General features: G+C 67.3%; 18 protein-coding genes. 10 read left to right on the forward strand and 8 right to left on the reverse strand.

Going from position 1 to position 18354, the window contains the following annotated elements:
* Window positions 1-507: 507 nt before the first annotated feature.
* The 3 genes from recF to dnaA form a co-directional block, all read right to left on the reverse strand.
* Window positions 508-1692, reverse strand: coding sequence for a DNA replication/repair protein RecF (gene recF / locus QK444_RS03270; protein ID WP_282776891.1), 1185 nt, complete (start codon window positions 1690-1692; stop codon window positions 508-510).
* A 135-nt stretch (window positions 1693-1827) separates the two neighbouring features.
* On the reverse strand, window positions 1828-2997 hold the full coding sequence (gene dnaN, locus QK444_RS03275; RefSeq protein ID WP_029932481.1) for a DNA polymerase III subunit beta: 1170 nt from the start codon (window positions 2995-2997) through the stop codon (window positions 1828-1830).
* An 804-nt stretch (window positions 2998-3801) separates the two neighbouring features.
* Window positions 3802-5658: a chromosomal replication initiator protein DnaA gene (gene dnaA, locus QK444_RS03280; protein WP_282776894.1), complete on the reverse strand. Its 1857-nt coding sequence runs from the start codon at window positions 5656-5658 to the stop codon at window positions 3802-3804.
* 548 nt (window positions 5659-6206) lie between these two features.
* On the opposite strand from dnaA, the gene rpmH reads away from it, so the two are divergent.
* From rpmH to QK444_RS03330, 10 genes are all read left to right on the forward strand, one after another.
* Entirely contained in the window at window positions 6207-6350 is a 144-nt protein-coding gene (rpmH, locus tag QK444_RS03285) for a 50S ribosomal protein L34 (protein WP_081592136.1), read from the forward strand.
* Window positions 6351-6445: 95 nt separating this feature from the next.
* A complete protein-coding gene (gene rnpA, locus QK444_RS03290; protein WP_282776896.1) occupies window positions 6446-6832 on the forward strand; it encodes a ribonuclease P protein component in 387 nt (128 codons plus the stop codon).
* Window positions 6829-7164 carry a membrane protein insertion efficiency factor YidD gene (gene yidD, locus QK444_RS03295; RefSeq protein WP_282776898.1) on the forward strand — a complete coding sequence of 112 codons (336 nt, stop codon included), beginning with the start codon at window positions 6829-6831 and terminating at the stop codon, window positions 7162-7164. The genes rnpA and yidD overlap by 4 nt, the downstream gene beginning before the upstream one ends.
* Window positions 7165-7168: 4 nt before the next feature.
* Window positions 7169-8269: a membrane protein insertase YidC gene (gene yidC / locus QK444_RS03300; protein ID WP_282776945.1), complete on the forward strand. Its 1101-nt coding sequence runs from the start codon at window positions 7169-7171 to the stop codon at window positions 8267-8269.
* Between the two features lie 78 nt (window positions 8270-8347).
* Window positions 8348-8905: a protein jag gene (locus QK444_RS03305; RefSeq protein WP_282776900.1), complete on the forward strand. Its 558-nt coding sequence runs from the start codon at window positions 8348-8350 to the stop codon at window positions 8903-8905.
* Between the two features lie 121 nt (window positions 8906-9026).
* Window positions 9027-9728 (forward strand): 16S rRNA (guanine(527)-N(7))-methyltransferase RsmG, encoded by a 702-nt coding sequence (gene rsmG, locus QK444_RS03310; protein WP_282776902.1) that lies wholly within the window; start codon window positions 9027-9029, stop codon window positions 9726-9728.
* Window positions 9729-9743: 15 nt separating this feature from the next.
* Window positions 9744-10187, forward strand: a complete 444-nt coding sequence (locus QK444_RS03315; RefSeq protein WP_282776904.1) for a hypothetical protein — start codon at window positions 9744-9746, stop codon at window positions 10185-10187.
* Between the two features lie 381 nt (window positions 10188-10568).
* Window positions 10569-11588 carry a ParA family protein gene (locus QK444_RS03320; protein WP_282776906.1) on the forward strand — a complete coding sequence of 340 codons (1020 nt, stop codon included), beginning with the start codon at window positions 10569-10571 and terminating at the stop codon, window positions 11586-11588.
* Window positions 11589-11592: 4 nt separating this feature from the next.
* Window positions 11593-12630: a ParB/RepB/Spo0J family partition protein gene (locus tag QK444_RS03325; RefSeq protein WP_282776908.1), complete on the forward strand. Its 1038-nt coding sequence runs from the start codon at window positions 11593-11595 to the stop codon at window positions 12628-12630.
* Window positions 12631-12858: 228 nt separating this feature from the next.
* Window positions 12859-13590, forward strand: a complete 732-nt coding sequence (locus tag QK444_RS03330) for a GNAT family N-acetyltransferase (protein ID WP_282776947.1) — start codon at window positions 12859-12861, stop codon at window positions 13588-13590.
* Between the two features lie 85 nt (window positions 13591-13675).
* Here the strand turns inward: QK444_RS03330 and QK444_RS03335 are convergent, their stop codons facing one another.
* The 5 genes from QK444_RS03335 to sigM all read right to left on the reverse strand — a co-directional run bounded on the left by QK444_RS03335 (window position 13676) and on the right by sigM (window position 18170).
* On the reverse strand, window positions 13676-14872 hold the full coding sequence (locus QK444_RS03335; protein ID WP_282776910.1) for an N-acetylmuramoyl-L-alanine amidase: 1197 nt from the start codon (window positions 14870-14872) through the stop codon (window positions 13676-13678).
* A 220-nt stretch (window positions 14873-15092) separates the two neighbouring features.
* A complete protein-coding gene (gene trxA / locus QK444_RS03340; RefSeq protein WP_029932470.1) occupies window positions 15093-15431 on the reverse strand; it encodes a thioredoxin in 339 nt (112 codons plus the stop codon).
* Between the two features lie 7 nt (window positions 15432-15438).
* Window positions 15439-16422 (reverse strand): thioredoxin-disulfide reductase, encoded by a 984-nt coding sequence (gene trxB / locus QK444_RS03345; RefSeq protein WP_282776914.1) that lies wholly within the window; start codon window positions 16420-16422, stop codon window positions 15439-15441.
* A 160-nt stretch (window positions 16423-16582) separates the two neighbouring features.
* Window positions 16583-17452, reverse strand: a complete 870-nt coding sequence (locus tag QK444_RS03350; RefSeq protein WP_282776915.1) for a hypothetical protein — start codon at window positions 17450-17452, stop codon at window positions 16583-16585.
* 130 nt (window positions 17453-17582) lie between these two features.
* The gene (gene sigM, locus QK444_RS03355; RefSeq protein ID WP_228807442.1) at window positions 17583-18170 is read right to left on the reverse strand and encodes an RNA polymerase sigma factor SigM; all 588 of its coding nucleotides are present in this window, start codon (window positions 18168-18170) and stop codon (window positions 17583-17585) included.
* Window positions 18171-18354: the final 184 nt, after the last annotated feature.

Raw genomic sequence — 18354 nt, forward strand, 5'->3', positions numbered from 1 at the left:
CGCGCGGGCGGCGGCACGTGCCTCCTCGAGCGCGCGCCGAGCGAGGTCGATGCCCCGCAACTCCCCATCCGGCCCGCCTCCCGCCGCCGGAGCGTTGTCGGACCGTTCCGGTTGGTCACCCATTCCGATCCCTTCCCTTGCCGAGCCGCACGTCGCACCGATTCTGCCGTACGGGACCGACAGTGTCGCCATGCACGGAGTCACCATTGATCGGGTACCTCGATCGCTCGACCACGACCACATCGTGCGCGTCTTCGACCAGCGTTGGCCGGGCGGTGTTGTTGGGGGCGACGTCCGCCGGTCGGGTTCGACAGCCCGGCCCGCCCGCGGGCGACCGTTTTCCGCGCGACTCAGGTTCCGCGCGACTCCGGGAAGAATTTCCCGGCGGCACGGCTGTCACGGGCGGGCGAAGCGCAGCGGTGACTCGGCACCCGCAGGCAGCGCGACCTCACCCACGATGCGGAGGCGGGCCGCCTGGTCGCCGCGCGCGGCGGCGCGGGGATGCGCTCACGGTGCCGGAACCGCGATGCGGGAGATGCGGTCGTCGGCCTCGCCGGAGGTCTCCACCCGCAGCGGGTTGGCGTCCAGTTCGGGCGGCACGTCCTCCGGCACCGCGGCGGTGATCAGCACCTGTTCGGCGGTCGCGGCCACGGCGGCCAGGGCGGTGCGGCGGCGGCGGTCGAGCTCGGCGAAGACATCGTCCAGGATGAGCACCGGATCGCTGCCCTGGGTGCGCAGCAGTTCGAACGCGCCCAACCGCAAAGCCAGTGCGAAGGACCAGGATTCGCCGTGACTGGCGAAACCCTTGGCGGGCGCGGACCCCAGCATGAGGTCCAGGTCGTCACGGTGCGGACCGACCAGGCAGACCCCGCGTTCCAATTCCTTGGGACGGGCTGTGGACAACTCGCGCGACAGGATGGACTCCAGCACCTCCACGTCATCGTCACGTGGCGCTCGCGCCGGGTCCAGGAACTCCGGGGGCAGCGTGGCGCTGCGGTAGCCGATCGTGGCGGGCCGGGATTCCGGCGCGATCCCCGAATACGCCTGTGCGAGATGTGGATGAAGTTCGTGCACCAGTCGCAGCCGCTGCGCGAGCAGCACGGCGCCGTGCGCGGCCAGATGCCCGTCCCACACGTCCAGGGTGCTCAGCTCCGCCCCGGAACCGCCGCGGGAACGGGCATGGCGGCCAGCCGATTTCAACAGCGCCGAACGCTGCCGCAGCACCTTGTCGTAATCCGCCCGCACCCCGGCCAGCCGCGGCAGCCGTGCGGTGGCCAGCTCGTCCAGGAAGCGGCGGCGCTCCCCCGGATCGCCGCGCACCAGCGACAGATCCTCGGGCGCGAACAGCACCGTCTGCAGAATCCCCAGGATCTCCCGGGTGCGGCGCACCGGCGAGCGGTTGATCTGCGCCCGATTGGCCGACCCCTGATTGAGCTCCACGTCGACCCGTAGCTCACGGCCGGAGTTCACCACCGTGGCCCCGATCCGCGCCCGCGACGCCCCGATCCGGATCAGGGGCGCGTCGGCCGCCACGCGGTGTGATCCGAGCGTGGCCAGGTACCCGACGGCCTCGACCAGGTTGGTCTTGCCGTTGCCGTTGGAGCCGAGGAAAACCGTTCGCCCCGGCGGCAATTCGAGGTCGGCCCGCTCCCAGGATCGAAAATCGAGCAGCGACAGCGCCCGAACGTACATCTACTCCACCGTGCCCGTCGCCCTGTGGAAATGTGCAGCGAGCTGGGGATATCCGCCGACGTACGACGAAATCCCCGCTCTCGCCGAGTTTTTCACAGGTTTGTCAACACTGTGCACAAACGTTCGATCCGCGGATCAGCCCGGGAGCCGGACCGGCATCAACAGGTAGATGTAATTACCGGTCAGCGCCGCGAACGCGCCGGACTCCGAGGGCTCCGGTGCGTCGTCGGAGGCGGGCAGCAGGACCGCCGGACGGCTGGGAGTAGTGAAGCCGAAGGCCACCCGGTCCGAGCGCAGCGCGGACAGGCCGTCCACCAGGTAGCCCGGATTGAAGGCGATGGTCAGCGGCTCGCCGCGGAAGTCGGCCACCAGCCACTCCTCGGCGCGACCGGCATCGTCACCGCCCGCGGAGAGCAGCAGGCCCTCCTCGTTGAACTCCAGCCGCACCTGCGCACCGCGCTCGGCCACCAGCGCCACACGCTTGATGGCCTCGGTCAGCGCGCTCACCGACAGGGTCGCGATGGAGGTGTGCTCCTTGGGGAGCAGCTGGCGGAACTTGGGGAATTCCGCGTCGAGCAGCCGGGTGGTGGTGCGGCGGCCGCCGTTCACGATGCCGAGCAGGCCGTCGGTACCGGTACCGAACGCCAGCTGCACGGGGGCATCGGACGGACCGAGGGTCTTACCGGCCTCGGAGAGGGTGCGTGCCGGAACCAGCACGGCGGTCTCCACATCGGGACGCCCCGGATTCCACTCCAGCTCACGCACGGCGAGGCGGAAGCGGTCGGTGGCCGCGAGCACGACCTTGGGGCCCTCGATCTCGACCCGGATGCCGGTGAGCATGGGCAGCGTGTCGTCGCGCCCGGCGGCGACGGCCACCTGGCCCACCGCCTCGGAGAACACGTCGACCGCGAGTTCACCGGTCTGGGGAGGAAGTTCGGGAAGCTGGGGATAGTCCTCGACCGGCATGGTGGGCAGGGAGAACTTGGCGCTGCCGCACTGGATCAGCACCCGGGTGCCGTCCACCGAGACGTCCACCGGCTTGTTGGACAACGCCTTGGTGATATCGGCCAGCAGGCGACCGGACACCAGGACCTGTCCGGGTCCGGCGACCTCGGCGGCCACCCGCATCTGCGCGGAGACCTCGTAGTCGAAGCCGGAGACCGTCAGCCCGCCCTCATCGGCCACGAGGAGTACGCCGCCGAGAACCGGTACCGGAGGCCGCGAGGGCAGGCTGCGAGCCACCCACGCAACGGATTCGGCGAAATCCTCGCGAGCGACCCGAAACTTCATGCTTGCAAGGTCCATCGCCCGGTCTGTCCTCTCCCAGTCTCGATCGTTCGTGATCTGTCTCGGCTCGTCCAGCGTCGGCTCGACGCCTAGGGCAGCTGGTGAATCGGCCGCCTCGAAGTCTGGCATAGACGACCGACACCAAACCGTACCCGCGCGAGGCGTCGTCGCCAACGTCGACCCTCCGGCGTCTTCGGGTGTCGATCTTCGACCGTCCCGCTTCTCCCTGCCGTTCGTTCGGGTGTGGAGGGGGCCGGGGCGCACCGTGCGCTCCCGAGCCGAGTTTCCACACCGCCTGTTTTAAAGAAGAGATCTCTAGAAGAGAAATCTAAGTAGTAATAGGGGCTGTGGATTCTGTGGACTCCGCTCGTTTCCGCAGCTGAGAGTGGGTGGCGGCGTGGGGATGTCCGTGGGGTGTCTCGAGGATGAACGGGGAGCGTCTGTGGACCGCCCGAAGTTGTCCAACATCCATCCTCGAGTCGTCCTCGAGTTGTTCCACGATTCCACCCCACTCTGCCCACATCTGAGCGAATCCGGGGACAACTCGAGGATTCCTCGAGGACCTGACAGGGAGTCCTCGAGGAATCCACAGGGCATAACTCGTGTCCTGGCAGGTCAGGCCCCGTGGATGAATCGGCCTGTGGGAACTGTGCACTACCGCCTGTGCACCGCTGTGAGTAGAGCCCTGGGGGCAAACCCGTGAACAACAGTGGGATTCCTCGAGGAATCCACATGCTTTCCTCGAGGACTCCTCGAGGAATCCACAACCCAGAAAACAGAAGACCCCCACGTCAAGTGACGTGGGGGCCTGTTAGCTGTGGATCAGCGGGAGCGCTGCTTGATTCGGGCTGTGAGTTCTTGCACCTGGTCGTACACCCGGCGGCGTTCGGTCATCTCCTTGCGCACCTTCTTCTCGGCGTACATGACCGTGGTGTGGTCGCGCCCGAACGCCTGACCGATCTTGGGCAGGGATAGATCGGTGAGTTCGCGGCACAGGTACATGGCGATCTGCCGGGCCTGCGCCAGCGGCCGCGCCTTGCCGGGACCGGTCAGTTCCTCCAGCGTGGTGTTGAAGTACTCCGCGGTCACGGCCATGATCGTGGCCGCCGTGATCTCCAGCGTGGCGGTGTCGGGCATGAGGTCGCGCAGCACCACCTCGGCCAGCGACAGATCCAGCGGCTGTCCGTTCAGCGAGGCGAACGCGGTGACCCGGATGAGCGCGCCCTCCAACTCGCGGATATTGCGCTCCACCCGGCTGGCGATGAGCTCGAGCACGTCGTGCGGCACATCGAGACGGTCCATCCGGGCCTTCTTGCGCAGGATGGCGATCCGGGTCTCCAGCTCCGGCGGCTGCACATCGGTGATGAGGCCCCATTCGAACCGGGTACGCAGCCGCTCCTCCAGCGTGGCCAGCTGCTTGGGCGGCCGGTCCGAGGACACCACGATCTGCTTGTTGGCGTTGTGCAGCGTATTGAAGGTGTGGAAGAACTCCTCCTGGATACCTTCCTTGCCCTCGATGAACTGGATGTCGTCGACGAGCAGGATGTCGGTTTCCCGGTAGCGCCGTTTGAAGGCCACCTTGCGGTCGTCACGCAGCGAGTTGATGAAGTCGTTGGTGAACTCCTCGGTGGACACGTACTTCACCCGCATGCCCGGGAACAGCCGCTGGGCGTAGTGGCCGGCCGCGTGCAGCAGGTGGGTCTTGCCCAAACCCGAAGCGCCCCAAACGAACAGCGGATTGTAGGCGCGGGCCGGAGCCTCCGCGATGGCCACCGCGGCGGCGTGCGCGAAACGGTTGGAGGCGCCGATGACGAAGGTCTCGAAGGTGTACTTGGCGTTCAGGCTGGCCGAGGAGGGGGCGGGGGTGTCGCGCTCGGGCGGCTTGTTGAAGTAGGTGGGCCACGAGTTGCGGACGTTGACCACCGGCTCCTCGTCGTCCACCGGACGCCGCGCCGCGGGCATGGACTCCGGCTCCGGCTCCGGTTCGGTGGGAAACAGCGATTCCTGTCCGGGCGGCATGGGCGGGGTGCGGTGCGTGCTCTCCCGACGGCGCGGCGCCGGAGCCGCGGGCGGCGTCATCGGCTGGGACATGGCCTCCGGCATGCGCTCCGGCATGGGGTCCGGCAATTCTTCGGCCATCGGATCGAGCGGACCCTGACCGTAATCCACAGGTGGATAGTTTTCTCGGGATTGATAGTCCGAGGGCTCCCCGTAGCGCGGGGGTTCGGGATAGTCCGGAGCGCTCTGGTAGCGCGGCATCGGATGCTCGGCGGGTGGCGGTTCGGGCACCGGAGCGTACTGCGGCGGAGCCGGTCGGGGCTCGCGCGGACGCTCCGGGCGGGAGGTCATCCGGGCGTGGCGGGGGTTCGGGGCGCGGTCGGCGGGCGGGTGCTGCGGTGCGGCTATCCGCACGCCGAGACCCTCGACCTGAGGGCCGAGCCGACGGGCGAGCGAGCGCAGGATGGGTTCGCGAAGATCGCGTTCCACCACCTGCTGAGCGAGCGGACCGGATACCGAGAGCAGGGCGAATCCCTGCGCGAAGGTGATCGGCGTAATGAGCCCCAGCCAGGCCTTGAGCGCCTTGGAGACGGGCTGGATGTCACCATCGGAGGAACCGGTGGTGAGTTCGGCCACGACCTCGGGCCATACGGCGGTCAACTCGTTCTGCTCGGCGTCCACTTACGGTCGTCCTCCCCGGAGTAGGTCGAATGGAGCAGACGGTCGGGCACTGCTCGGAACTCCCACATTCCGGACACAGCGAGGACGCGTCGGCCCTACGAATATGCCACTCCAGGGGTCTTTCCACACAATTATCCACAGATGTGGACAACCTGGGGATACGCGTGTCGCCGCGGGTGAGCCCCCAAATCAGGCGTGGACCTGCGGTTCTTCAGCAACCGATCAGCAACTGTCGGGCGACTCGCAGGAAAGCCGGTGCCAAGGACCGTACACGACGACCCCCGCTCGACACGAACCCCCAGGAGAGGCGGCGATAATCGGCATGTCGTCGGCCGGCGGCCCTACGCTGAACACAGCGACAGCCATCACGTAACCCCGAGTTTGACCCCCGATCACTGGGTCAGTACCCTCGTACAGTCACCCTATGGTGCGGTGGCGGCTGTCTGCTGCCCGTGCCTCCAGGGTATTGCGCGCGAGTCTCTCGCGACACGTTTCACCGACAAGCTTCGGGCGTCACCAGGCGCCCACCACCTAGAGGAGTGTTGACCGTGGCCAAGGGCAAGCGGACGTTCCAGCCGAACAACCGTCGTCGGGCGCGGGTCCACGGGTTCCGCCTCCGGATGCGGACCCGTGCGGGCCGCGCCATCGTTTCCGCGCGTCGTGCCAAGGGCCGCGCGCGGCTCACGGCCTGATTCCGGTCCTACCCGGACTCGGCGTCGCATGACCGGCTCGCCGTACGGATCGTTCCTCCGGACTCCCGCTCACTCCTCCCCGCTCGGATGCTCAGGTGCTGCCTGAGCCCTATCGGCTGCACCGGCGTACCGACTTCGCCCGGACGGTGCGCCAAGGCCGACGGATCGGGAGGCGGGATCTTGTCGTGCATGTACTACTAGCCGACGGGCAGGAGGCGAACCGTGACCACCCGAGTATTCGGGTGGGCGGGCCGCGATTCGGATTGATCGTCAGCAAGGCGGTGGGAAACGCGGTGGTACGCCACCGGGTGGCCCGCCGCCTGCGTCATATCTGCGCAAGCGTGGCCGCCGATCTGCCCGAGGGCGCGGATGTGGTGTTGCGCGCCCTGCCCGGCGCCGCGGACGCTCCGTCCGACGAATTGCGACGGCAGCTGCGTGCCGGTCTCCGTAAACTCGGCGTCCTCACCGGCAGCGAAGCATGACCGCCCTGCGCGCGGTCGCGCGATTCCCGGCCAGGGCCCTGATCTTCCTCATCGAGCTGTATCGGACCTACATCTCCCCCACTCGCATGCCGGTGTGCCGGTTCACCCCCACCTGTAGCGAGTACGCGGTGACGGCGCTGCGCACCCGAGGTCTCGTCGTGGGACTCGGACTGACAGCCGTGCGGCTGGCCAAATGTGCGCCCTGGCACCCTGGTGGGTGGGACCCCGTACCGGAACGGAAGGACGCCCGCACGTCTGCTCCGGACGAGGCATCGACTTGTAAAGGGTCACCGCCCGCGGTGACCGGCGATACGAACGACGGGAGTGCATAGAGCCGTGCTCGACTTCATCTACTACCCGGTGTCGGCCATTCTGTGGTTCTGGCACCGTGCCTTCGGCTTCGTGCTGGGCTACGACAGCGGATGGTCCTGGACCCTGGCCGTGGTCTTCCTCGTCTTCACGCTGCGCTTGGTGCTGTACAAGCCCTTCGTGAAGCAGGTGCGCACCACCAAGCAGATGCAGGAGTTGCAGCCGCAGATCAAGGCGCTGCAAGCCAAGTACAAGAACGATCGCCAGAAGATGGCGCTCGAGATGCAGAAGTTGCAGAAGGACCACGGCTTCAACCCGCTCATGGGTTGCCTGCCGGTGCTGTTGCAGGTGCCGGTGTTCCTCGGCCTGTTCCATGTGCTGCGGTCGTTCAACCGAACCGGCCACGGGTTCGGTCAGCTGGGCCTGTCGGTGGAGGAGAACGCCAACACCGCCAACTACATCTTCAGCGCGGCCGACGTCCAATCCTTCCTCGGCGCACGTATTTTCGGAGCGCCGCTGTCGGCCATGATCACCATGCCGGACAGCATGATGGCGGCCTTCACCGCCTCCGGCCCGGAGCCCTCCCGCATCGCCATCGCGGCCGTCTCGATTCCGCTGATGATCATCGCCGGTGTCGCCACCCACTTCAACGCCCGCGCCTCGGTGGCCCGGCAGAGCCCGGAGGCGCTCGCCAACCCGCAGGCCGCGCTGATGAACAAGCTGGCGCTGTACGTGTTCCCGCTCGGTGTGCTCGTCGGCGGTCCGTTCCTGCCCGTCGCCATCCTCGTCTACTGGGTGTCCAACAACATCTGGACCTACGTACAGCAGCACCTCGTCTTCGGTCATATGGAGAAGGAAGAAGAGGCGAAGAAGGCCGCCGCCATCGAGCGTCGGGCCGCGAATGCTCCGAAGCCGGGCGCCAAGCCGGTCGACACCCGCAAGAAGCCCGCCGCCATTGCCGATTCGGATAGGGCCGATGCGGATGCGGCCGACGACTCCTCCGATGCCGCTCCCCCCGCGACGCAGAACGGCGCCAAGCCGCCCGCCAAGCCCGCCGCCAAGTCGAGCGGTGGCGGCAAGAAGCGCTCCGGCAGTCGCGGGCGCGCCAATCAGAAGAAGCGGCGCTGAGCCATCAGCATTCATCAGCGTCATCAGCTTTCATCGGCGTGAGGCTGCGCCGGACAATTGCAGATTAAGGAAACGACAATGACTGTTGAGACCGACGGAGGGGATTCCACTGTGACGGCTGCTGCCGCGGACACCGAGGCCGATGTCGTGAACGATGATGTCGCGAACGATGCCGAGGAAGCACTCATCGAAGAGGGTGAGATCGCGGGCGACTACCTCGAGCAGTTACTGGACGTCCTCGACTTCGACGGCGATATCGATCTCGATGTCGAGGGTGACCGCGCGGTGGTGAGCATCGACGGCGGCAAGGATCTGGACAAGCTCGTCGGTCGGCGCGGGGAGGTGCTCGACGCGCTCCAGGAGCTGACCCGCCTGGCCGTGCAGCAGACGACCGGTGTGCGCAGCCGCCTCATGCTCGATGTGGCGGGCTGGCGGGCGAAGCGCCGCTCGGAGCTCAGCGCGCTGGGCACCGAGGCGGCCCGCCGGGTGGCGGAGACGGGAGAGCGTGAATCGCTCGCTCCCATGACGCCGTTCGAGCGCAAGATCGTGCACGACGCCGTGGCGGCCGTCGACGGTGTGGTCAGCGAGAGCGAAGGCGTGGAACCGAACCGTCGCGTGGTCGTCCTCCCGGGCTGACACGGAAGCCGCGAAACCCGTAGGGCCCCTGGTTCCGAGAACCGGGGGCCCTACGCTTATCTCTAGTCCCCCCGCCCCGCCGCTTCACTGCGGGGAAGTTTGATTCCACTTCTTCGGAAGGATGTTTCACGTGGAACCGGATGCCGATGTGACCGCTCCCGATCTCGCGCCGCCCGCTGAGGCGGCGGTGGTCTTCGGTGATCGACTCGCGCTGGCCGAGAAGTACTGCCGGGCGCTCGCGACCGCGGGCGTGGAGCGCGGACTCATCGGGCCCAGGGAGGTGCCGCGGCTGTGGGATCGCCACATCCTCAACTGCGCGGTGGTGGGTGAGCTCATTGCGCCGGGTTCGACCGTGGTCGACGTCGGCAGCGGTGCGGGGCTGCCCGGAATCCCGCTCGCCATCGCGCGGCCGGACCTCCGCATCACTCTGGTGGAGCCGCTGCTCCGCCGAACCGTGTTTCTGGCCGAGTTCATCGAGTCGGCCGGACTGGATGTCACCGTGGTGCGCGGGCGCGCTGAACAGTCCGGTGTGAAGAAGGAAGCCGGCGGTGCGGATGTGGTCACCTCCCGCGCGGTCGCTCCGCTTGCGAAGCTGGCGGGCTGGTCCATGCCGCTGGTGCACGAGCACGGCCGGATGCTCGCCCTCAAGGGAGCCAGCGCGGCCGAGGAGTTGGAGCGCGATCGCGGTGAGCTGACCCGCGCCGGGGCGGGGCGGCCGCGGGTAATGGAATGCGGAGTGGGCGTGCTGTCCACTCCGACGGTTGTCATCAGTGCCGAGCGTCTCCCCCGCGCCGAGCGTCGGCAGCAGCGGCGCGGGCGCTGAGTCGGAGGGTATGGGATGTCGGTTCGATTCCTGAATGTGGATGTGGAGGTTCGCGATAGCGCGGACCTCACGAGTCTGGGCGCGGCACTCGAGGCACTCGGGCGAGACGTCTCACTCCTCTACTGCGGCGAGATGGAGCCGGGGCGCTGGATGCTGTCGTTCGAGGCGTACCTCGAGACCATGGACGATCCGGATGTGGTCGCGGCAGCGTGCTGCGCGGCGGTCGAACAGCTGCCCGCGGCGGCGCGGGCGCGGTGGGACGAGGCCGAGGATCGCGTCTTCGATATCGGCTTCGATGCCGCCGTGGACGGACACGTCGGACAGCCGATGCTCTCCCCCGTGACTCTCGCTCGCGTCGCCGCAGTCGATGCCCGGCTCGCCATCTCCGTCTACACCCACGACCTTGTTTCACGGGAAACATCGGCCGACTCCGAACCGATCGCCCTCGACGCGGACTGATCGGAGCGACCGCCCGAACCCACGCCCGGAGCGCATGTTTCATGTGAAACATCGTGAAAAGTGTGCGCGAAACCCGAACTTCGGCGATGCGAGTGCGTGTCGGACAGTGATCAGTGCCGTTCAGCTTCCGTATTGTGTTCGGTGCTGGCAAGCTAGGAGCGTCGAGCGAGCGCAGACCCGCGATGCCCGGCACCCGGCTCGGAAGTGGCTTCGGAATGGGTATCGATCTCGCACCTCGCATCCTCTCGGTGAGTACGCAGCGTCGCGTGATCGTAGGCAAGTGGCGACACCGCCCACTCGCCCACGAGCGTGGCTGCGGTGGCATGGGTGCGCAAATCAGCTCGACCACGTGTCTTGAAGTTCTCGGGGTTAGGAGCCTGTATGTCGAACGGTCCGGCGAATGTTTCACGGGAAACAACGTCGCGGGTCCCCGGATTGCTGGAGAGTGGGGGCGCCGGCGCTGAAGAGTTCGGCCGCACTGCCTTCGGGAACATCTCCCCCGCCGAAACCCCGATAGCGGCGGAAGCGCACCGCGCCAGCCAGATCCTGCATCCGGGCACGGCCAGCATTCCGCGCCCCAAGGAGCAGCGCGTCATCACCATCGCCAATCAGAAGGGCGGTGTCGGCAAGACCACCACGGCGGTCAACCTCGCCGCCGCCCTCGCCCTGCAGGGGATGCGCGTGCTGGTGATCGACCTCGATCCGCAGGGCAATGCCAGCACTGCACTCGGCGTCGAACACCACTCCGGGGTGCCGTCGAGCTACGAGCTACTCATCGGCGAGGTGTCGGTCCGGGATGCGATCCAACAGAGCCCGCACAATGAGCGGCTGCTGTGCATTCCGGCGACCATCGACCTCGCCGGCGCGGAGATCGAACTCGTCTCCATGGTGGCGCGCGAGAGCCGCCTGAAGACCGCCATCCAGGACGCCAATCTCGCCGGGTACGACATCGACTACGTGATGATCGACTGCCCGCCCTCGCTCGGTCTGCTCACCGTCAATGCGATGGTGGCCGCCAAGGAGGTGCTGATCCCCATCCAGTGCGAGTACTACGCGTTGGAGGGTGTAGGTCAGCTGCTCCGCAACATCAGCCTGATCCAATCGCACCTCAACCCCGCCCTGCACGTCTCCACCGTCGTGCTCACCATGTACGACGGCCGCACCAAACTGGCCGACCAGGTGGCCGAGGAGGTGCGCGGCCACTTCGGCGACGCGGTGCTGAAGTCGGTCATCCCGCGCAGCGTCAAGGTGTCCGAAGCGCCCGGCTACGGCATGACGGTGCTCAACTACGATCCCGGTTCGCGAGGAGCGATGAGCTACCTCGACGCCGGGCGCGAGATCGCGGCTCGGGCCACCCCGGCCGCGGCGGGAGAATCACACACGGATGAAAGGGGTCGATAGGCCGATGAGTCAGGCGAAGAAAGGTGGACTGGGACGCGGTCTCGCCGCGCTGATCCCGACCGGGCCCGCGGCGACCCAGGGCCTCGGCAGTGCCGCTGCCAATGTCGTCATCGGCCTGGACCCGATTGGGCCGCAACCCGCTACGGCGTACCTGCATCGCGTACCCGATCCGGCCGACGGCGAGGCCGCGGCGGATGTGGGCGCGGAGCCGGGCGCGGATGCGGGCGCGGTGTATCGGGAGATTGCGCCGGAGCTGATCGAGCCCAATCCGAAGCAGCCGCGCACCGTCTTCGAGGAAGAGGCGCTGGCCGAACTGGTGCACTCCATCAAGGAGTTCGGCCTCATGCAGCCGATCGTGGTGCGCCAGTTGGCGGAGTCGCCGACGCCCCGCTATCAGCTCATCATGGGCGAGCGGCGGTGGCGGGCCAGTCAGGAAGCCGGGCTCACCGCCATTCCGGCGATCGTGCGCGAGACCGCCGACGGCTCGCTGCTGCGCGATGCGCTGTTGGAGAACATCCATCGTGTGCAGCTGAATCCGCTCGAAGAGGCGGCGGCCTATCAGCAGCTGCTGGAGGAGTTCGGCGTCACCCACGAGGAATTGGCCGCGCGACTGGGCCGCTCCCGTCCGGTGGTGACCAATATGATCCGCCTACTCAAGCTCCCCATCCCGGTGCAGCGCCGGGTCGCGGCCGGAGTGCTTTCCGCCGGACATGCCCGCGCCCTGCTGTCCCTGGAGGCGGGAGCCGAAGCACAGGAGGCGCTCGCGGCGCGGATCGTCGCCGAAGGGCTCTCGGTCCGGGCCACCGAGGAAGCGGTCACCCTCGCCAACCGGAACCCGGATACCGCCGCCACTCCCCCGGCGCCGAAGCGTAAGCCCATCCAGATGCCGGGTCTCCAGGATGTGGCGGAGCGGCTGTCGGAATCCTTCGACACTCGGGTCACCGTGGCACTGGGCAAGCGCAAGGGCAAGATCGTCGTCGAGTTCGGATCCATCGACGATCTGGAGCGAATTGTGAGCCTGATGGAGCAGACAAAGCCCTAACCCTGGGCCCGGAGCCGAAACGTCACAGTGACGGTCTTGTTCGTCGGGGTGCTCGCCGAGCTGCCTCGAGCCTGGATCAGAATGGACTGGTAGTGCGCGCTCCGGATGACCCAAACGAAAGGTTCGGTAGGTGACAACTGATCTCGTCAGGGTCGTGGTAACTCACCGGGTAAGCCTCGTAGCGGCTCGTGGCTGCGCGCCGACCTCGCGGAGAGGTGGATGAGCGCGGTGTCCAGCAGTGTTACCGCACTGACTCTCGACGGACTCGACAAGCTGCCTGGGCACGCGCGCCGCTGCGTGTTCTGGGAGATCGATCCGGCAGTGGCCGCGGACTGCTACGAATTCAGCGATCCGGTCTTCGAGAAGGAAGCCTGGCTCTCCACCGTCATGCTGGAGTGGGGATCATGCGGACAGGTGGCCCTGGTGGACGGGCAGTCCGTCGGCTGCGCGCTGTACTCGCCGCCGAGCGCGGTGCCGCGCGCCGGACTCTTCCCCACCTCGCCGGTGAGCCCGGACGCGGTCCTGCTGACCACGCTGCGGTCCGAAATGCCGTACCAGGACAACGACATAGCCCATCAGCTGATCCAGGCCGTGGTGGCCGATCTGGTGCGTCGCGGTGTACGGGCCATCGAGGCGTTCGGCATTCGTCGGGAGCCGCCCAGCACCGCCATGCCGGACCGTCTGCTCGGTTCCATGCGGCTGATGGAACGCATCTCCACTCCCCCGCACGGCATTCCGACCGCTTCGGCATCACATACCTGCACTCCGGACAACTGCATGATCGAGGCCGACTTCCTGGAGGACGTGGGATTCAAGGTCGTTGCCTCCCACCACCGGTTTCCACGGCTGCGATTGGAACTCGACAGCGACCACCTGTGGAAGGAAGATGTGGAGCGCGCGCTCGACCAGTTGCTCGCGGCCGCGTCGATGACCGTCCCGGGACGGGTGCTCACGCTCTGAGCACCCGCGGGGACGCGCACCCTCGGATAACGAAAGAGCCCCAGGATGTCCTGGGGGCTCACGTCTTTCGTGACCGCTTGCGCGCTCAGATGCGGTCGGCGGCGGCCAGTTCCTCGGCCAGCAGTTCCGCGAAGGTGTAGGTGCCGGTCGGCTGGTCGTCCTGACCGAGCAGGTAGAGGCGTTTCACGGAGATCAGGATCGCTTCGGCGATCACGTCCCGCATGCGCGGATTGGTGAGTACCGAGGCGTCGTAATCATTGGTGAGATAGCCGATATCGACCTGCACGGTGGGCATCTTGGTGAGCCGCAGCAGATCCCAGGTGCGGGCGTGGGTGCGACAGTCCTGCAGCGAGGTGCGCGCCACGATCTCACGCTGGATGAAACCGGCCAGCACCTGGCCGATCATCGAGGTGGAGCCATGTGAATTGCCGAAGTGGAAGCTTGCCACCCCGCTGGCCGACGGGCTCGGATTGGTGGCGCAGCGCAGCGAGATCATGAGGTCGGCATCGAACGTGTTGGAGGTCTCCGCGCGCTCCGCGTCGGAGGGATTGGCTCCCCACGGCCGCGACAGGAAGGTCTCCATACCGGTGGCCGCCATGCGGCCCTCGAGCCGGGAGGCCAAGTCCCACAGGATCTCCGACTCGTACACATCACCGAATTCGGTGGGTACGGCGAACCCCTTGTCCGGGCCGCCGAGGCCGGGATCGATGACGATGCGCTTGCCGGTGAGCTGCGGTCCGGCGCGGTGCACCACCTCTTCCTCGGCGATGCGGTGCGGGTTGCCGCCGGTTACGCGAGCGCCCAGCAAATCCAGCGACCGCAGGGTGTCCGGGCCGCAGATGCCGTCGGAAGCGAGACCGATCTCACGTTGGAAGGCGGTGAGCGCCTCGTGGGTGTGCGGGCCGAAATACCCGTCCACGCGGTGCACGTAGAAGCCCAGGTCCTGCAGTCGGCGCTGGAGTGTCGCGACGTCGTCGCCGTACAGCGGAGCGGACAGCTGGTAGATGAGGGTGCGCGCACCCAGTCGGTAGGACGCCTCCTTCAGCGCCCGATAGGTGGCGGGGCCGACGACGCCGTCCACGAGCAGACCGCGATACTGCTGGAAGGCGCGGACCGCGGAATCCAGATCATGATCGAAAACAGCGTCCGAATCCTTCCAGTACTCACCATTCGGTCCCGACTGATCGGAATGCGGGTGAGTGTGCAGGAATCCGAGACTTGCGAGGGTGCTCCGAACCTCTGCTACGGCTGGTCCACTATCGCCGTGACGAAGTCGGTGCATGCGTGAGAGCCCTTTCCTTCCGCCAACCCGGGTACCCACTCATGCGTTGGTTCACACCTTCCGCACGACCGGAGCGTCGGTCGATTGTCTCAGACCCGGACCGAATTTCGGCAATCTGTCGAGTGCAGGAATCCTACCCCGGCGGTAGCGTCAGGGGCCGGAGGTAGGAGCCCGCGGTGAACCACAGGCTCCTACTCGCGCCAGATCCTATCCAGCGTCGTCAGATGACGCCTTCGAGTTCGCGCAGAAGGGCCGCTTTGCCCTTCGCTCCGACAATTCGCTTGGTTTCCTTGCCCCCTTGGAACAGCACCATGGTAGGCAACGACAGAATGCCGTAGTGCTTCGAGGTCTCCGGATTGGCGTCGGCGTCCAGCTTGGCGATGGTGATCTTGTCGCCGTGGGTGGCGGCGATCTCCTCCAGCACCGGGGCGACCATCTTGCACGGACCGCACCACGTCGCCCAGAAGTCGACCAGCACCGGCTTGTCGCTGATCAGCACCTGATCCGCGAAGGTCTGGTCGGTGACGGTGATCGTCGCGGAGGTCTTGGCGTCGGACATGATTCTCCTACTGGGTTACTTCGACCGGCTGACCGGCGTGATCGAGAGTGTTGCTGGTGATGTCGCCCTGTTCGGCCAGCCAGCGCTCGGCGTCGATGGCCGCGCGGCAGCCCGTTCCGGCGGCGGTGATGGCCTGCCGGTAGGTGTGATCGACCAGATCGCCCGCGGCGAAGACGCCCGGCAGCGAGGTGTAGGTGCTCTGCCCCTGCACCTGCACGTAGCCCTCGCCGTCCAGCTCCACCTGGCCGCGCACCAGCTCGCTGCGCGGGTCATGGCCGATGGCGACGAACAGGCCGGTGGCGGGGAATTCCGAGGTCTCCCCGGTCCGGGTGTCGCGCAGCGTCAGGCTGGTGACGCTGTTCTCACCGTTGACCTCCACGACCTCGCTGTTGAGGACGAAGCGGATCTTCTCGTTGGCCTTGGCGCGCTCGAGCATGATGCGGGAGGCGCGGAACTCCTCGCGGCGGTGCACGATGGTGACGCTGGAGGCGAACTTGGTGAGGAAGGTGGCCTCCTCCATGGCGGAGTCGCCGCCACCGACCACCACGATGTCCTGGCCCTTGAAGAAGAAGCCGTCGCAGGTGGCGCAGGCGCTGACGCCGCGGCCGAGCAGCTTCTGCTCACCGGGTACGCCCAGGTAGCGGGCGGCCGAACCCATGGCCAGGATGACCGCGTAGGCCTCGTGGGTCTCGCCGCCGACCACGACCTTCTTGATCGGACCGGTGAGGTCGAGCTCGTCGACGTCCTCGGTGCGGATGTCGGCGCCGAACCGCTTGGCCTGCTCGCGCATCTCCTCCATGAGATCCGGGCCCATGATGCCGTCGCGGAAGCCGGGGAAGTTCTCCACCTCGGTGGTGGTCATGAGCGCGCCGCCGAATTGGGTGCCCTCGAACAGCAGGGGTTCGAGTTCCGCGCGCGCCGCGTACACGGCTGCGGTGTAGCCAGCTGGTCCGGAACCGACGATGATCAGGTCGCGTACAGGCGTGCTCAAGGGGCCCTCCGAGGCAGTGTGAAACTCAGCGTGTCGGTCAACAACAGCCTAAACGCTGTTGTTCCCGCGGCTGCTGAGCGGGCAGGACGGCGTGGGCCAGGTCGCCGTGGATCAGGTCGCCGTGGATCAGGTCGCAGCGGCTCGCCCGGGTCGCGGTGGGTCAGCCGATATCGGTATTGGCGAGCACCCGGGGATCGTCCGGTGTGCAGTCGGCCCCGAGCACCACGGCGGTGATCGTGGGAGCCTCCGGTCCGGTGAGGAGGACGAGGGCGGCGTCCTGCCCGCCGTAGATGACATCGCGGGAGCCGAGGATGGCGCGGTCCAGGCCCGCGCCCGCGAGGCAGCCGGTGAGCGTTTCCCGGGTGGCGAGGGGGCCGGTGGCGTCGTAGCGGCCCAGCGCGCTGAGCACGGTGGTGGAGGTGAGGTCATCGGTCAGTCGCAGCGGTGCGGGATCGGCCATCGGCGGGGCGTCGTCGCCGCGCAGGGCGGGGGCGGCGACGAAGGCTCCGGCGACGAGTGCGACCGCGGCCGCGACGGCGGTGATCCATCGCAGTCGGGTGGTCCACGGTGCCGGATCGCGCGGGGCGTCGTCGAAATAGTCGCTGTCCGTATAGGTTTCGATGAGGTCGGATTCGATGGGGTCGAGATCGGTGGCGGTGAGTTCGCCGGTGTCGAACGGGGAGACGGCGGGCATGGGGGCGGTGGCCGCGGGGTTGGCGCGGTCGGGATGCAGGCGGTGCACGGTGGCCATTCGTTCGCTCGGATCGGGGGTGTTCACGAGGTCGTCGATCATGCGCTCGAGGCGGGCGGTGACCTCGGCGGGCATGGGGTGGACGATGCGGTCGTCACGGCCCAGCGCGCGCAGGTCGCCGTTCACCCGGTCGAGGGAGCGCAGGTAGCGCATGGCACTCGGATCGCGACGCACCTGTGGCCAGAGCCGCCGCGACAGCTGTGCGGGCATGTTCCCGGCGTGCAGGTCGGCGAGCAGTTCGGGCGAGTAGGGAGGTTGCGGCACGGTGTCGGTCGCCATCACGCCTCCAGCTGTCTCGTGCTCGTCCATTGCCCCTCCAGGTCGGGCCTGTCATGGGAAGTCGCGGACCGGTACCGGGGTCCGCGAGAACATCGACATTCACTTCGCTTCTATGTAGGACGCAGCTGCGCTAGGTTCGGTTCCCGTCCTCGCGCAGGGATTTCAACTGTTGTTCGAGCCGCCGTCGACCGCGGGCGCACCGGCTCTTGATCGTGCCCTCCGGTACGCCCAGCAGTTTCGCGGCATCCGCGACCGAATACCCTTCCAGCTCAACGGCCACCAGTGCGGTGCGCTGATCGGCGGGCAGGCCGAACAGGGCCGCGTCCACGATCAGCGTCGCCTCCCGGGCCGCGAAATCATCTCGGGCATAAGGGGGTTCGTACAGCGTCTCGTCGGGTAACGGTACCGTGCGGCGGAGCTTGTTGCGACGAATCCGATCCAGACACGCGTGCAACACGATGGTATGCAGCCAACTGCGCACCTCGGCATCGCCGCGGAAGGAGGCGGCCTTGCGGTGGGCGGACAGCAGGGCGTCCTGTAGCGAATCCGCGGCGTCCTCCGGGGTGGCGGAGGCGCGGACGGCGGTCTGCCACAGGTGATCCCGGTGGCGGCGCAGCAGTTCCGCGAACGCGTACCGGTCTCCTCGGGCGTGTGCGGAGAGCAGCGCATGGTCGGGCGTGTCGGACAAGCCCTCGTGGCGTTCGTTCGATTGCGACAATACAAACCCCTGCCGAAGAGTTCGGCTGATCATATCCAGCGTCACGATTCGACAGCAACGATCCGGCGAAGAAAGACGCAGCTAGCGGGCGTTTTCGGGCGAATCGGGCGGATGTGGGGCGGTGCGGAAGGCCGGTGTGGTCACGGCGCTGTGACGTGCGGGCGGCCGGGGTCACCGGGCGCGG

It is taken from the genome of Nocardia sp. CC201C, assembly GCF_030010695.1.
In the GTDB taxonomy this organism is placed as follows: Bacteria; Actinomycetota; Actinomycetes; order Mycobacteriales; family Mycobacteriaceae; genus Nocardia; species Nocardia otitidiscaviarum.

What these genes read in the sequence shown, in the direction of transcription:
- recF (WP_282776891.1), bottom strand. Translation starts at nt 1,692, where the DNA reads ATGTACGTTCGGGCGCTGTCGCTGCTCGATTTTCGATCCTGGGAGCGG.
- QK444_RS03335 (WP_282776910.1), bottom strand. Translation starts at nt 14,872, where the DNA reads ATGCACCGACTTCGTCACGGCGATAGTGGACCAGCCGTAGCAGAGGTT.
- QK444_RS03350 (WP_282776915.1), bottom strand. Translation starts at nt 17,452, where the DNA reads ATGGCGACCGACACCGTGCCGCAACCTCCCTACTCGCCCGAACTGCTC.
- QK444_RS03325 (WP_282776908.1), top strand. Translation starts at nt 11,593, where the DNA reads ATGAGTCAGGCGAAGAAAGGTGGACTGGGACGCGGTCTCGCCGCGCTG.
- trxA (WP_029932470.1), bottom strand. Translation starts at nt 15,431, where the DNA reads ATGTCCGACGCCAAGACCTCCGCGACGATCACCGTCACCGACCAGACC.
- dnaN (WP_029932481.1), bottom strand. Translation starts at nt 2,997, where the DNA reads ATGGACCTTGCAAGCATGAAGTTTCGGGTCGCTCGCGAGGATTTCGCC.
- QK444_RS03320 (WP_282776906.1), top strand. Translation starts at nt 10,569, where the DNA reads ATGTCGAACGGTCCGGCGAATGTTTCACGGGAAACAACGTCGCGGGTC.
- yidD (WP_282776898.1), top strand. Translation starts at nt 6,829, where the DNA reads ATGACCGCCCTGCGCGCGGTCGCGCGATTCCCGGCCAGGGCCCTGATC.
- QK444_RS03315 (WP_282776904.1), top strand. Translation starts at nt 9,744, where the DNA reads ATGTCGGTTCGATTCCTGAATGTGGATGTGGAGGTTCGCGATAGCGCG.
- rsmG (WP_282776902.1), top strand. Translation starts at nt 9,027, where the DNA reads ATGTTTCACGTGGAACCGGATGCCGATGTGACCGCTCCCGATCTCGCG.
- QK444_RS03305 (WP_282776900.1), top strand. Translation starts at nt 8,348, where the DNA reads ATGACTGTTGAGACCGACGGAGGGGATTCCACTGTGACGGCTGCTGCC.